Source organism: Pseudomonas fluvialis (assembly GCF_002835605.1).
In the GTDB taxonomy this organism is placed as follows: domain Bacteria; phylum Pseudomonadota; class Gammaproteobacteria; order Pseudomonadales; family Pseudomonadaceae; genus Aquipseudomonas; species Aquipseudomonas fluvialis.
The window spans coordinates 22,883-37,076 of the sequence record NZ_PIYS01000006.1; the positions used below are offsets into that span (position 1 = coordinate 22,883).

The following is a 14,194-nucleotide window of genomic DNA, read 5'->3' on the forward strand; positions in this document are numbered from 1 at the left end:
CTCAGGCTGCAAGCCTCAAGCGACAAGCAGGCCCGCACGCAACGGGCGACTTGTGGCTTGTGACGGACTGCTGTGGTTAGTCGCCCAGTGCTGCCAACTGGTCGGCCTGGTACTCGGCCAGCAAGGGCTCGATGACCGCCTCGACACTCCCGGCCATCACTTCGGACAGGCTGTAGAGCGTGAGATTGATGCGGTGATCGGTCACCCGCCCCTGGGGGAAGTTGTAGGTACGGATACGCTCTGAGCGGTCGCCCGAGCCCACCAGCAACTTGCGCGTATCGGAAATCTCCTTGTGCGCGGCGGCTTCCTGCTGGTCCTTGAGTTTGGCTGCCAGCCAGGCCATGGCCTTGGCGCGGTTCTTGTGCTGCGAACGTTCTTCCTGGCATTCGACCACCGTACCGGTGGGAATATGCGTAATACGGATCGCCGAGTCAGTGGTATTGACGTGCTGGCCACCGGCACCCGAGCTGCGGTAGGTATCCACACGCAGATCCGCCGGGTTGATCTCGATGGCCGCCTGTTCATCCGGTTCGGGCAATACCGCCACGGTACAGGCTGACGTGTGGATACGCCCCTGGGACTCGGTTTCCGGTACGCGCTGCACACGGTGTGCGCCGGATTCGAACTTCAGCTTGGCGTAGACATTATCGCCCTCCACCCGGCTGATGACTTCCTTGAAGCCACCGTGTTCACCCTCGCTGGCCGAGAGGATCTCCACCCGCCAACCCTGCCGTTCGGCATAGCGAGAATACATACGGAACAGGTCACCGGAAAAAATCGCCGCCTCGTCACCGCCAGTACCGGCACGGATTTCCAGATAGACGTTGCGCCCGTCGTTGGGATCCCTGGGCAGCAACATGCGCTGCAGACGATCTTCCAGTTCCTCCAGCGAGGCCTTGGCCTGCTCGACCTCTTCCTCGGCCATGGCCCGCAAGTCCGGGTCGCTGTCCTTGAGCAGCGCCTGGGCGCCCGCCAGGTCATCCTGCACCTTGCACAACCGCCGATAGGCCTGCACCACCGGCTCGACTTCGGCGTACTCGCGCGAATAGGCGCGGAACTGCGGCTGGTTGGCAATCACTTCGGCATCGCCGAGCAGTGCGGTGAGCTCCTCGAAGCGATCCTGCAGGGTCGCCAGCTTGTTCAATAACGACGGTTTCATGATCAGTGCTCGCTCCGCTCATCCAGAGCAAACAGCTCCTGCGCCAGGGCCAGGGCATCCAGGCGACCGGCGGCGGTCAGTTTCTTCAACTGCACGCTGGGCGCATGCAGCAACTTGTTGGTCAGGCCTCGGGCCAGTTGTTGCAGTACTTCTTCGGCCGGGCTGCCATTGGCCAGCGCGCGCTGCGCCTTGGCCAGCTCTTCGTCGCGCAGGCTTTCGCACTGCTGCCGGTAGGCCTTGAGCACGTCCACGGCAGCCAGTTCACGCAGGCGCAGCATGAACTCATCGGCACCATTGGCCACCAGCTCCTCGGCCGCGCGCGCAGCACCCTGGCGGCTCTTGAGGTTTTCCTCGATGACTTCATGCAAGTCATCGACGGTATAGAGGTAGACATCATCGAGATTGCCCACTTCGGGCTCGATATCCCGCGGCACGGCAATATCGACCATGAAGATCGGCTTGTAGCGCCGCTGCTTGAGGGCACGCTCCACGGCGCCCTTGCCAAGAATCGGCAACTGGCTGGCGGTAGAACTGATGACGATATCGCTGTTGACCAGCTCGTTGGGAATCTCCGAGAGCAGTACCGCATGCGCGCCAAACTGCTCGGCCAGCTGGCTGGCACGTTCCAGGGTGCGGTTGGCCACCACGATACGCTTGACCCCCTGCTCGTAAAGGTGCCGGGCCACCAGGGTAATGGTTTCACCGGCGCCAATCAGCAACGCCTGGCTACGGTGCAGGTCGGCAAAGATCTGCTTGGCCAGGCTGACCGCGGCAAAGGCCACCGACACCGGGTTTTCGCCAATCGCCGTATCGGTACGCACAGTTTTGGCGGTGCTGAAGGTCGCCTGGAACAGGCGCCCGAGCAGCGGCCCGACCGTGCCGGCCTCGCGGGCCACGGCATACGCCGATTTCATCTGGCCGAGAATCTGCGGCTCACCCAGCACCAGTGAATCCAGCCCGCAAGCAACCCGCATCATGTGCCGCACGGCGGCTTCATCGGCATGTACATAGGCGCAATCACGCAATTCGGCGACATTCAGCTGATGGAAATCAGCCAGCCAGGCCAATACCTCGTCGACAGCCAAGGCATCCTGTTCCAGGTACAGCTCACTGCGGTTGCAGGTCGAGAGGATCGCCGCCTCGCGACTGGGCGTCAGCCGGCACAGCTCGCGCAACGCCTCCACCAGCTTCTCCGGGGTAAAGGCCACGCGCTCGCGCACGGCTACCGAAGCGGTTTTGTGATTGATGCCAAGGGCTAGAAAGGCCATGCAGGATCGCTGAACAGTCAGGAAAGGGGACAGATTGTCCTATTTCACCCGAACGAGAACAACCACCGACATGTCTCAGGTCAAGAGGAACGCCAGTGGGCTTGCCCACGGCCTTATGTCATCATGCCGCAAACCCCAGTCACTACCTGTCATGACCATGTCGCCAGCCTTGCTTAAGTACCCTCTCCTACTAGGCCTGGGCCTGCTCAGCGGTTGCCAGCAGCTGCCCCTGGGCGAACCGCCAGCCGAGCAGACCACCACGGCGCAACAGACACCCAGCTTGCCGCCCAAGCAGTACGCGTCATTCAGTCAGGACACGCTGTTCAGCCTGCTCGCCGCCGAACTGGCCGGCCAGCGCAACCGTTTCGACCTAGCCCTCGACAACTACCTGACGCAGGCCCGCGCCACCGGCGATGCCGGAGTTGCCGAACGCGCCTTCCGCATCGCCGAATACCTTGATGACGGCCCAGCAAGCCTGGAAAGCGCACAACTGTGGGCGAAAAGTGCCCCGGACAGCCTGGATGCCCAGCGCAATGCAGCTATCCAGCTGGCTCGCGCCGGCCAGCACGAGCAGGCCATGCAGGTCATGGAGCGGGTACTCCAGCAAAAGGGCGACACGCATTTCGACTTCCTGGCCCTGGCTGCCGCGGATACCGACGAGCGCACCCGTGCCGGCCTGCTGGATGGTTTCCAGCGCCTGCTGGAGCGCTATCCGGACAATCAGCAACTGCTGTTCGGCCAGGCATTACTGCTCTACCAGGACGGCCGCAACGAGGAGGCCCTGCAACAACTGCAGCGCCTGCCCCAGGCCAGCCAGGCCAGCGCCATTCTCCTGCAGGCACGTCTGCTGCAGGACCTCGGTCGCCACGAGCAGGCCCTCAAGCGCCTACGCCAGGGCATTGGCCAGCACCCGACCGACAAGCGCCTGCGCCTGGCCGAAGCACGCCTGCTGCTGCAACAGGAAGACCTGCAGGCGGCTGGCGAGGCATTTGCCGAACTGTTGCAGCGCTTCCCCGAGGATGATGACCTGCGCCTGTCGCTGGCGCTGATCAGCCTGGAGAACCGTGACTGGGAACGCGCCCACCAGCACCTTGGCGAGCTGCTGTTGCGCCAGGTGCACGTCGACGCCGCGCACTTCCACCTCGGCCGCCTCTACGAACAGCAGAACGAGCCCGAGGAAGCCCTGCAGGCCTACACCCAGGTCGGCCAGGGCAGTGACTACCTGCCCGCCCAGGCACGCATCGCCCAGCTACTCGCTGACAGCCAACGCTTCGCCGAGCTGTCCAGCCTGTTGCAGCAGGCCCGCCAGCAACAAGCCGAACAGGCCGTGGCACTGTACCTGCTGGAAGCCGAGACACTCGCCGAAGCACAGCGTGGCGAGGCTGCCTGGCAATTGATCGAACAGGCGCTGCGCCAGTACCCGGACGACCTCAACCTGCTGTACACCCGCGCCATGCTCGCCGAGCAGCGTGATGATCTGGTGCAGCTGGAAGCCGACCTGCGCTTCATCCTCAGCCAGGAGCCCGACAACGCCATGGCCCTCAACGCGCTGGGCTACACGCTGGCCGATCGCACCGAACGCTACGACGAAGCCTTGCAACTGATCGAACTGGCCCACCAGATCAACCCGCAGGACCCGGCCATCCTCGACAGCCTGGGCTGGGTGCATTACCGCCTGGGCAACCTGCAGCAAGCCGAACAGTACCTGCGCCAGGCCTTCGCCGCCTTCCCCGACCACGAGGTGGCCGCCCACCTCGGCGAAGTACTCTGGCTGCGCGGCAAGCAACGCGAAGCACGCCAGGTCTGGCGCCAGGCCCTCGACGCGCAGCCGGACAGCCCTATCCTGCGCGAAACCCTGCTGCGCCTGACCGGCGAGGAACACCCCTGACATGCGCCTGAATACCCTGCTGGCAGTCACTCTGCTGCTCGCCTCCGGCTGCTCGACGTTCACCCCGCGCGAGGTGCTCCAGGGCCAGGGCAACGCCCAGGCCTGGCAAGTACACAAGACCCAGACCAGCCAGATCGATGGCTGGCAGATCAGCGGCAAGCTGGGCATCCGCGCCCCGCAGGACTCCGGTAGCGGCACGCTGTTCTGGCTGCAACGCCAGGACTATTTCGACATACGCCTGTCCGGGCCGCTCGGCCGCGGCGCCGCGCGCCTGACCGGACGCGATGGCGCAGTCAATCTGGAGATCGCCAACCAGGGCCGCTATCAGGGCGAGTCGGCCCAGGCCCTGCTCGGCGAGCAACTCGGCTGGCAACTGCCGGTCAGCCAGTTGCACTGGTGGATTCGCGGCCTGCCCGCCCCCGGCAGCCGTAGCCAGCTGACCCTGGACAGCGACAGCCGCCTGGCCGCCCTGCAGCAGGATGGCTGGCAACTGCAATTTCTCGACTACCGCGACCAGCACGGCTTCAGCCTGCCGCAACGCCTCAAGGCGCAGCGTGGCGAGCTGCAGATCATCCTGGTGATCAAGGACTGGCAAGCCCGCCAGCTCGGACACTGACCATGCCGCACACCCCTCCTGGCGATGCCCTGCAACTGCCGGCACCGGCCAAGCTCAATTTGTTTCTGCACATCACCGGGCGTCGTGCCGACGGCTACCACGAACTGCAGACCCTGTTTCAGTTTCTCGACTATGCCGACCAACTGAGTTTCATCCCGCGCCAGGACGGCAAAATACAGCTGCATACACCGATCGATGGGGTGGATCACGAGAGCAACCTGATCGTCCGCGCCGCACGCCTGCTCCAGGCACACAGCGGTTGCCGGCTGGGCGCCGATATCTGGCTGGACAAGCAACTGCCCATGGGCGGCGGTATCGGCGGCGGCAGCTCGGATGCCGCCACCACCCTACTGGGACTCGACCATCTCTGGCAGACCCGACTGGATGAGGACACCCTGGCCGAACTGGGGCTGCGCCTGGGCGCTGATGTGCCCGTCTTCGTGCGCGGCCATGCGGCCTTTGCCGAAGGCGTCGGCGAACGTCTGCAGCCGGTCCAACTGAGCGAGCCGTGGTTCCTCGTTGCCGTGCCGCAAGTCTTTGTCAGCACAGCAGAAGTTTTCAACGACCCCGAGTTGACACGCAATACGCCGGCCATTAAAGTTCGCAGCCTTCTTGCAGGGGGCGGTCATAACGACTGCCAGCCGGTGGTCGAGAAGCGCTACGTCGAAGTGCGTAACGCGCTGATCTTGCTGAACAAATTTGTCCCAGCAAAACTCACCGGCACTGGATCTTGTGTGTTTGGGAGCTTCCCAAGCCGCGACGAAGCTGATAAAGTCCGCCGCCAACTTCCAGCCACTCTGCCGAGCTTTGTAGCTCAGGGGCGCAACATCTCCATGTTGCACCGCAAGCTCCAGGTACTGGCCAAGAAGTGATGCAAAACGGGTTGTACGACACAGGGGCGTCGCCAAGCGGTAAGGCAGCAGGTTTTGATCCTGCCATGCGTTGGTTCGAATCCAGCCGCCCCTGCCATCAACCACCCGTCAGCACAGAGCAACACCATACAGGGGCGTCGCCAAGCGGTAAGGCAGCAGGTTTTGATCCTGCCATGCGTTGGTTCGAATCCAGCCGCCCCTGCCATATTCCGCAAAAGCTGTTTCGAGATCTGCCAAGGCAGCGTCTTGGAACGGCTTTTGGTTTGTAAGGCCCACCCTCAGCTGGCAGGTACTGCGCGTGTCCAAGATGATGGTTTTCACGGGGAACTCCAACCCCGATCTGGCGCGCCGCGTCGTTCGTCAATTGCACATCCCCCTTGGTGAAGCAGCCGTTGGCAAATTCTCCGATGGCGAGGTGAGTGCAGAAATCCTGGAAAACGTGCGCGGCAAGGATGTCTTCATCATTCAGCCTACCTGCGCGCCGACCAACGACAACCTGATGGAACTGGTGGTGATGGCCGACGCCTTCCGCCGCTCCTCCGCCAGCCGCATCACGGCCGTGGTTCCCTATTTCGGTTATGCCCGCCAGGATCGCCGTCCGCGTTCGGCACGCGTAGCCATCAGCGCCAAGGTAGTGGCCGACATGCTGACCGTGGTCGGCATCGACCGCGTGCTCACCGTTGACTTGCACGCCGACCAGATCCAAGGCTTCTTCGATATTCCCGTCGACAACATATACGGCTCGCCGGTACTGGTCGACGATATTGAAGACCAGCGCTTCGACAACCTGATGATCGTTTCCCCGGACATCGGCGGTGTGGTGCGTGCGCGCGCCGTGGCCAAGAGCCTGGGTGTCGACCTGGCGATCATCGACAAACGTCGCGAGAAGGCCAACCACTCCGAAGTGATGCACATCATCGGTGATGTCGAAGGCCGCACCTGCATTCTGGTCGACGACATGGTCGATACCGCCGGCACCCTGTGCCATGCCGCCAAGGCGCTCAAGGAGCGCGGTGCCGCCAAGGTCTACGCCTACGCCACTCACCCGGTGCTGTCCGGCCGCGCCATTGAGAATATTGAGAACTCCGTACTCGACGAGCTGGTGGTGACCAACACCATCCCGCTGTCTGCCGCGGCCCAGGCCTGCTCGCGCATTCGCCAGCTGGACATTGCCCCGGTAGTCGCTGAAGCGGTGCGCCGCATCAGCAATGAAGAATCGATCAGTGCGATGTTCCGCTAAGCGGACATCGCCTGACGTACCCTGCCCCGCCACCTGGCGAGGCTTTTTGCCCGCCCCGGAACACGCTGGTCGCAAGCCGTGTACCGAGAAGGGATATTTTGGAGAATGCCATGACTGTTGAATTTGCCCTGAATGCCGAAGTGCGTTCCGACCTGGGGAAAGGTGCGAGCCGCCGCCTGCGTCGTAACGTCGCCATGGTGCCTGCTGTCGTCTACGGCGGCGACAAGGCCCCGCAATCGATCAGCCTGCTGGCCAAAGAACTGGCCAAGCTGCTGGAAAACGAAGCAGCCTTCAGCCACGTGCTGAGCCTGAACGTTGCCGGCACCCAGGAAAGCGTACTGATCAAAGCCCTGCAACGTCACCCGGCCAAAGGCTATGTGGTACATGCTGACTTCGTTCGCGTCGTTGCCGGCCAGAAACTGACCGCCCACGTACCGCTGCACTTCATCAACGAAGCCAGCTCGGTTGGTGTCAAGCAGCAAGGCGGCGAAATCTCCCACACCATCGTGGAAGTCGAAGTAGCCTGCCAGCCGCAGGACCTGCCGGAGTTCATCGAAGTCGACATGGCTGCCGTTGAAGTAGGCCAGACCCTGCACCTGTCCGACCTGAAGCTGCCGAAAGGCGTTGAGCTGGTGGCCCTGGCCCACGGCAACAACCTGGCAGTCAGCAACATCCACGCCTCCCGCGTGAAGGAAGAAGGCGCCGAGTAATACGCGCCCCGCTTCCTGACAAAGGGCCCCTGTCGTGACTGCCATCCAACTGATCGTCGGCCTGGGTAATCCAGGCCCCGAATACGACCAGACCCGGCATAACGCAGGGGCTCTTTTCGTTGAGCGCCTGGCCGAGCAGCAACGCGTCAGCCTGTCTCTCGACAAGAAGTACTTCGGCCTGGTCGGCAAATTCAGTCACCAGGGCCGCGACGTTCGCTTATTGATTCCCACCACCTATATGAACCGCAGCGGTCAGGCGGTGGCGGCGCTGGCGAACTTCTTCCGCATTCCCATCGAAGCCATCTTGGTCGCCCACGATGAACTCGACATGCCCCCCGGCGTCGCCAAGCTCAAACAGGGCGGCGGCCATGGCGGGCACAACGGGCTGCGCGACATCATTGCGCAGAACGCCAACCAGAACGGTTTCTACCGTCTGCGCCTGGGCATTGGTCATCCCGGCCATGCCAGCCAGGTTTCCGGCTACGTACTGGGTCGCGCGCCACGCAGCGAGCAGGAACTGCTCGACAAGAGCATCGACTTCGCCCTGGACAGCCTCGGCGATATGCTCGACGGCAACTGGACCCGCGCCATGCAACAGTTGCACAGCCGCAAGGCCTGATCACCTTTCACCCAATTCAGCTCCGCGAGGGATACACCATGGGATTCAACTGCGGCATCGTCGGCCTGCCCAACGTCGGCAAGTCCACCCTGTTCAACGCCCTGACCAAATCCGGCATCGCCGCGGAGAACTTCCCCTTCTGCACTATCGAGCCGAACAGCGGCATCGTACCGATGCCCGACCCGCGCCTGGACGCCCTGGCGGAGATCGTCAAGCCCGAGCGCGTGATCCCCACCACCATGGAATTCGTCGACATCGCCGGTCTGGTGGCGGGCGCATCGAAAGGTGAAGGCCTGGGCAACAAGTTCCTGGCCAATATCCGCGAAACCGATGCCATCGCCCATGTGGTGCGCTGCTTCGAAGACGACAACGTGATCCATGTCGCCAACAGCGTCGACCCCAAGCGCGATATCGAGATCATCGACCTGGAGCTGATCATGGCCGACCTCGACAGCTGCGAGAAGCAGCTGCAGAAGGTCGCACGTACCGCCAAGGGCGGCGACAAGGACGCCGTGGCACAGAAAAATCTGCTGGAAAAACTCATTCCTCACTTCACCGAGGGCAAGCCGGCACGCAGCCTGCTGAAAAACCTCGGTGACGAAGAAAAGCGCCTGGCCAAGACCTTCCACCTGCTCACCACCAAACCGGTGATGTACATCGCCAACGTCGCCGAGGACGGTTTCGAGAACAACCCGCACCTTGACGTGGTGCGAGCCATCGCCGAGGAAGAAGGCGCCATCGTCGTGCCGGTGTGCAACAAGATCGAGGCCGAGATCGCCGAACTGGACGATGCGGAAGAAATGCAGATGTTCCTGGAAACCATGGGCATGAGCGAACCCGGCCTGAACCGGGTGATCCGCGCCGGCTATCAGCTGCTCAACCTGCAAACCTACTTCACCGCAGGTGTGAAGGAAGTGCGCGCCTGGACCGTGCGTGTCGGCGCTACCGCACCGCAAGCGGCCGCGGTCATCCATACCGATTTCGAGAAAGGCTTCATCCGCGCCGAAGTCATCGCCTATGACGACTTCATCCTGTACAAGGGTGAAGCTGGTGCCAAGGAAGCCGGCAAGTGGCGCCTGGAAGGCAAGGACTACATCGTCAAGGATGGCGACGTCATGCACTTCCGCTTCAACGTCTGACCCAAACAAGCCATTTCTCAGGATTTCACAAGATTACTTTGAAGCCCTGAAGCAGCGACATAACCCCGGAAAATCCGGGGTTTTTCGTTTCAATGGGTTGCATGAGATTGCCCGGCCTTGCCCGCGGAAAGTGACTACGTAGGTGTATACGAAAATTAGACCTAGCAAAATAAGGTGTATATGATCCATCCATCACCCCTTCTTGCCGACCCCGTGACACCATGCTTACAGATGCTCACTGCCGTGCTGCCAAACCGAAGGAGCAGCTCTACCGCCTGAATGACCTTCGCGGCCTTTACCTTGAAGTGAAGCCCAATGGGGTGAAGGCTTGGCGCTACCGCTTCAAGCTGGGCGGCAAGGGGTCGTGGTTCGCGCTGGGCGACTACCCCGCCGTCAGCCTTGCCGAAGCGCGGGACAAGTGCGAGGAAGCGCGAAAGCTGGTCAAGCAGGGCATCAATCCAGTTCAGAATCGGCAGCTTGAGCGCCTGAAGCGCGAACAGGATTCCGCCAACACCTTCGAGGCTGTTGCCAAGGAATGGCTGGCCCTGCGGGACTGGGAGGACATCACCAAGAAGCGCCGTCTGGACATGCTGGAGCGGGTGGTCTTCCCCAGCATTGGCAAGCTACCAGTGCGCGACATCACCCCTGCGCACGTTCTCGACATCCTTACCAAGACCGTGAAACGCGGTGCGCCGACTGTCGCTGCGGAAGCCAAGCGCACCATGTCCGGTGTCTTCGAGCTGGCAGTTGCCACCTTGCGGGCAGACAACGATCCCGTCTGGCCCGTCCGCAAGGCGTTGCCCGCCAACAAGACGCAACACAAGACGGCGCTGACTACCGCACAGATTGGCAAGCTGCTCAACGACTTCGACAACCACCGCTGCGGCTATCAGGTGAACTTCTGCATCCAGTTGATGTGGTGGACACTGGCGCGTCCCAGCGAAGCGGCAGAAGCGGAATGGGCTGAATTCGATCTCGATGCCGCGCTTTGGACGATCCCAGCCCGGCGCATGAAAGCCCGCCGCGAGCATTTGGTGCCGCTGCCGACGCAAGCCGTGGATATGCTGCGCCGCCTGCACGCCATCAGCGGCGAGCGGACGCACCTATTTCCCGGCAGGGATGACCGCAACAGGCCGATGTCGGTGCATTCGATCCGGCAGGCGCTCAAGGTGCTGGGCTGGAGCGGCACCTACAGCCCGCACGGCACCAGAACCACGGGCAGCACCCGGCTGAATGAAATAGGCTATCGCGCCGACGCCATCGAAGCGCAGCTTGCCCATGCGGAACCCAACTCGGTACGCCGCACCTATAACCATGCCACCTACCTCGAAGAGCGGCGGGGCATGATGCAGGCGTGGGCGGACAAGCTCGAAATATGGAAGCGGGAGGCTGCCAATGACAAAGGCTAATGAGCGGCGTCAGTTCCGCTTCGCACTGGTGAAGGACATCCTGCGCTGTGAGTCAGTTAAGAAACTGCCACATGACCACAAAAAGCTGTTTTTCCAGTGGCTGGCAAATGGCTGGAGCATCACCGATACCCCGCCCGATACATCGCGTATCCGGGCGCTTGAAAAGGCCGCGTCCGATGCGCGTCGGCTGCGGGCTGCGCTGGGTCGTCTTGATGCGAAGGACGCCGCCAGCCTGGACTTCAACTACAGCCAGACCATCCCGCTTTCAACCCGCCTGCTCGCCCTGGAAGAGCTGTCCAATGACGCCGATGCGCTGGCCCGCGTCATCAAGGGCGAACAAGCGGACATCGTGCGGCTGCGGAAACGGCGGACGGCGAAAAGCATTGCCAACACGCTTTCCATGTTCGGAATCCCGTTTAATACGCGCAATGACTGGGATGTGGATGAGCGCAATGTGACGACAGCCATGCGCTGCGTGATGTTCGCCATGCTGGAAGCCGATGCGAAGAAGCTGCATTGGGGCACAGCCGCCGCCATCGTCAAGCTGGGCTTTCAGATGCTGACCGATCCTGACGAAGAGAAGGTGGTGTTTTCAGAAGGAAAAATACCAGTTACGGCGGGGGATGCTGAGGACTTCCGACTTTTCTTGCGTGAAATGCCTGAGTTCAACGGCATCAAGCTGGTGAAGTAGCGAAAAGGCTTCCCCCAAGTCTTTCGCCAGGACTATCATCTAAAAAATCCGCATATAGAGAAGCGCAATTTCGATGCATATACGTGTGCAAACTTACCGCGATAAAAGCGGAAACACACGACAGGGAAAATCAATCTCCCTGCTACGCTACGCCTATGACCGTGAGAAAAAGCGTTCCAAGCAGATTGTGCTAGGGACTGTGGATCGCTGGGCAACGTCACTGCCACCTGACATTGACGCCATCCTGACTGACGCCGAGCGTGAAGAGTTCAGGGAATGGATGGCCGAGAGAGACCAGCAGCTCGCTGAGTACAAGCAGAAAAGTCACTTGCTGCACGCTGCCGAGCACATGGGGTGGGCGGCAAAAGCACTGGCTGCTGGAGTGGAGCCAGTCCGGCCTGAGCGGATTTGGGATGCGCTGGACGTGCTGGCAAAGGCGCTGGAGAAGGCAGGGCACCCAAGGCCAAGCCGAGCACGAGGGCGTCCGTCGAAAAGCGAAACGCCGACGCCGGATGATCTTGTTGCTAGCCCCTACGATGATCCGATGCTGGCTGCCGAGCAGGAAGAGATGTATGAGCGGATGGCGGCGCTGCCGGATTTCATTCCCAAGCCAAGCAAGATGGCGGGTGACGGTCGCTAGAATGGGATTTCTTCATCCCAGGGAAACCGCTCGGCCTGCCGCTCTGCTGCTTTGGCCTGAGCCTTGATCTTCATCTCCAGCGCCTTGATAAAGCGGATCGACGCCGCGACGTGGTTGAAGATCAGCAGGCTTTCCTCGTAGTTCAGGATCGGGTTGTCGTGAGCAAGGCTCTTGTTATTGCGCACGTCGTTGAAGGCTTCCAACACCGAGATACTGGACTTCAAGATGCGCTCGGTCATGGCCGACTCAAGGTGCCCCCCTTCCCGGAGTGCCTTCACATACTCGCCAAAGACACTGTGCAGCGGCTTTTCACGAGTGATCGTGATGCCGTGCGGCTCGCACGTTACACGGATGAACTTGTTGACGAAGGTATGCAGTCGATCCAGCCCGCCCTCGGGCTGGTTCTTCTCGATGGCTTCGCGGACGTGCTCTGCCACCACCTCGAAATCCCGCTCATCTGCGATGGCGGTCAGCGCATCCAGCTCGGCCACCGGCTGGTCACTGAGAAGACGCTGTGCAATCTTTCGGCAGTCGTCGATCAGCAGCGGATTGCTGTCGCCAAAGCACTGCTCATCGGTCGCATACTCGATCAGCCCGCCAATGACCCGCCCCACGACATGATTGCCATCCACATCCCAGAAGGTACGCATCCGATTGGCCTTGGACGTACCCCGCGCCTTGTACCGTTCGGCATCAATCTCGACCCGGTACTCATCGAAGAAGTCACCGAAGGTGCGGTCAGAGAAGTTCAGGACATAGCCGCCACCCATACCAAGCAGCTTTTCCAGCTTGCGACGCTCACTTCCGCTCAGATCGGACATAGCTCCCCTACGCCATCTTGATCCACGCCATACCGACAAGGGCCGTCAGGACAAGCCCGGCAAGCACGGTGCTGGCATAGTGGATATACAACCGCTGCAACGCCCAGCGCACAGGCCGGGCTTCTGCCCGTCTCTGCTCGGCAATGAGTTGGGCACAGGCTCGATCACGGGCCTGCAACTCCGATGTGGCACGTTCCTCGGCGTAAAGAACTGCGGCCAGATAGTCGAGCATCCGGTGCTCGGTGATGTTCTGCTTCCACGTCTCGACTTTGACTAACGCTCCGGCCAGCATGGGTCGGGATCGGCCTTCGCGATGCTCGGGGTCGGTGTAGTCGAAGACCAGACCGAACTGCTCATAAAACCAGTTGCGCCGTGACTTGTTGTCACCATGCGCCTGTCCGGCCAGCAGCTCGATGCTATTGACGGTCGTCTCGGGCCACTGCTGCACCCACTGGACGATCTCATTCATCAAGTAGGTGCCGATTCGCTGGCCATCCAGCCCCGGCAAATCAAGGAATACCGCCCCTTTCGACATCGAGGTGGAAGTCAACGAGACAGAGTTGAAGTTGCGCGAGTAGCTGCCATCAAATCGCCCTTTGCCACCATCCCGGTGCGAAAACTTGGCTGTGATGCGCTGGTAGGAAAGCCGAATGGACGCCTCGTAGATCGTCCCATCCCGAGGATCGCGCCGATAGGTTTCCTCCCGCTCGACAAGCACCCAGCCCAATGCCTTGTCATCCGGGCGATCCTTGTCTTTGATCTCCAGCACGAGGATGCGCGGCTTTACGCTCTGGCCCTCGCGCCACCCGTTGTCGAAAGAAGGCAGCGCCATCGTCTAAGCGGTCTGCTTGATCTCGTCGGCCACTTGGCGGCAGACGGCCCGGACATCGAGCGAACCGGATGCTATGGCCTCAAGGGTGCCGTCATCGAGCGACTGCACAATTCGGGTAGCCCGGCGCTCCAGCTCCTGACGAGCTATGCGCTCCCAGTCGCTGACCTCCAGCAGTGATGCCAATGCCGTTTCATCAGCGCGTCCATACCCGCGCAAGACCTCTGAAAGCGCCTCAGTTGTGGTTGTCACCATCGTCCGGCCTCCAAGCCCGAATGATCGAGAACGGGCAA

15 protein-coding genes and 2 tRNA genes are annotated in these 14,194 nt (G+C 61.6%); 12 read left to right on the forward strand and 5 right to left on the reverse strand.

Translation table 11 applies throughout. From position 1 onward, the window contains the following. Positions 1 to 76: 76 nt before the first annotated feature. Together prfA and hemA are read right to left on the reverse strand one after the other, a co-directional pair. Positions 77 to 1,159 (reverse strand): peptide chain release factor 1, encoded by a 1,083-nt coding sequence (gene prfA / locus CW360_RS05535; RefSeq protein ID WP_101193026.1) that lies wholly within the window; start codon positions 1,157 to 1,159, stop codon positions 77 to 79. A 2-nt stretch (positions 1,160 to 1,161) separates the two neighbouring features. Continuing rightward, positions 1,162 to 2,427, reverse strand: a complete 1,266-nt coding sequence (gene hemA, locus CW360_RS05540) for a glutamyl-tRNA reductase (protein WP_093987127.1) — start codon at positions 2,425 to 2,427, stop codon at positions 1,162 to 1,164. Positions 2,428 to 2,578: 151 nt separating this feature from the next. On the opposite strand from hemA, the gene CW360_RS05545 reads away from it, so the two are divergent. From CW360_RS05545 to CW360_RS05600, 12 genes are all read left to right on the forward strand, one after another. Next, entirely contained in the window at positions 2,579 to 4,315 is a 1,737-nt protein-coding gene (locus tag CW360_RS05545) for a tetratricopeptide repeat protein (RefSeq protein ID WP_101193027.1), read from the forward strand. 1 nt (position 4,316) lies between these two features. Beyond that, positions 4,317 to 4,931 carry a lipoprotein insertase outer membrane protein LolB gene (gene lolB, locus CW360_RS05550; protein WP_093987125.1) on the forward strand — a complete coding sequence of 205 codons (615 nt, stop codon included), beginning with the start codon at positions 4,317 to 4,319 and terminating at the stop codon, positions 4,929 to 4,931. Positions 4,932 to 4,933: 2 nt separating this feature from the next. Continuing rightward, entirely contained in the window at positions 4,934 to 5,803 is an 870-nt protein-coding gene (gene ispE / locus CW360_RS05555; protein WP_101193028.1) for a 4-(cytidine 5'-diphospho)-2-C-methyl-D-erythritol kinase, read from the forward strand. A gap of 22 nt (positions 5,804 to 5,825) precedes the next feature. Further along, positions 5,826 to 5,900, forward strand: a tRNA-Gln gene (locus tag CW360_RS05560). Between the two features lie 33 nt (positions 5,901 to 5,933). Next, positions 5,934 to 6,008: transfer RNA gene (locus CW360_RS05565), tRNA-Gln, on the forward strand. 93 nt (positions 6,009 to 6,101) lie between these two features. Continuing rightward, positions 6,102 to 7,043 (forward strand): ribose-phosphate pyrophosphokinase, encoded by a 942-nt coding sequence (locus tag CW360_RS05570; protein WP_093987123.1) that lies wholly within the window; start codon positions 6,102 to 6,104, stop codon positions 7,041 to 7,043. 110 nt (positions 7,044 to 7,153) lie between these two features. Beyond that, the gene (locus CW360_RS05575) at positions 7,154 to 7,753 is read left to right on the forward strand and encodes a 50S ribosomal protein L25/general stress protein Ctc (protein ID WP_093987122.1); all 600 of its coding nucleotides are present in this window, start codon (positions 7,154 to 7,156) and stop codon (positions 7,751 to 7,753) included. 34 nt (positions 7,754 to 7,787) lie between these two features. Then, entirely contained in the window at positions 7,788 to 8,372 is a 585-nt protein-coding gene (gene pth, locus CW360_RS05580; protein ID WP_093987121.1) for an aminoacyl-tRNA hydrolase, read from the forward strand. A gap of 38 nt (positions 8,373 to 8,410) precedes the next feature. Next, on the forward strand, positions 8,411 to 9,511 hold the full coding sequence (gene ychF, locus CW360_RS05585) for a redox-regulated ATPase YchF (protein WP_101193029.1): 1,101 nt from the start codon (positions 8,411 to 8,413) through the stop codon (positions 9,509 to 9,511). A gap of 221 nt (positions 9,512 to 9,732) precedes the next feature. Further along, positions 9,733 to 10,920 carry a tyrosine-type recombinase/integrase gene (locus CW360_RS05590; protein WP_101193030.1) on the forward strand — a complete coding sequence of 396 codons (1,188 nt, stop codon included), beginning with the start codon at positions 9,733 to 9,735 and terminating at the stop codon, positions 10,918 to 10,920. Then, complete coding sequence (locus CW360_RS05595) at positions 10,907 to 11,611, forward strand: hypothetical protein (protein ID WP_101193031.1); 705 nt, start codon at positions 10,907 to 10,909, stop codon at positions 11,609 to 11,611. The genes CW360_RS05590 and CW360_RS05595 overlap by 14 nt, the downstream gene beginning before the upstream one ends. A gap of 73 nt (positions 11,612 to 11,684) precedes the next feature. Beyond that, on the forward strand, positions 11,685 to 12,251 hold the full coding sequence (locus CW360_RS05600) for a hypothetical protein (RefSeq protein WP_101193032.1): 567 nt from the start codon (positions 11,685 to 11,687) through the stop codon (positions 12,249 to 12,251). Here the strand turns inward: CW360_RS05600 and CW360_RS05605 are convergent. From CW360_RS05605 to CW360_RS05615, 3 genes are read right to left on the reverse strand one after another with little or no spacing between them, the layout of a single operon-like run. Then, positions 12,248 to 13,072 (reverse strand): abortive infection family protein, encoded by an 825-nt coding sequence (locus CW360_RS05605; protein ID WP_101193033.1) that lies wholly within the window; start codon positions 13,070 to 13,072, stop codon positions 12,248 to 12,250. The genes CW360_RS05600 and CW360_RS05605 overlap by 4 nt on opposite strands. A 7-nt stretch (positions 13,073 to 13,079) precedes the next feature. Then, positions 13,080 to 13,904 carry a hypothetical protein gene (locus CW360_RS05610; protein ID WP_101193034.1) on the reverse strand — a complete coding sequence of 275 codons (825 nt, stop codon included), beginning with the start codon at positions 13,902 to 13,904 and terminating at the stop codon, positions 13,080 to 13,082. A 3-nt stretch (positions 13,905 to 13,907) separates the two neighbouring features. After that, positions 13,908 to 14,156, reverse strand: a complete 249-nt coding sequence (locus CW360_RS05615) for a hypothetical protein (RefSeq protein ID WP_015060230.1) — start codon at positions 14,154 to 14,156, stop codon at positions 13,908 to 13,910. Positions 14,157 to 14,194 lie beyond the last annotated feature (38 nt).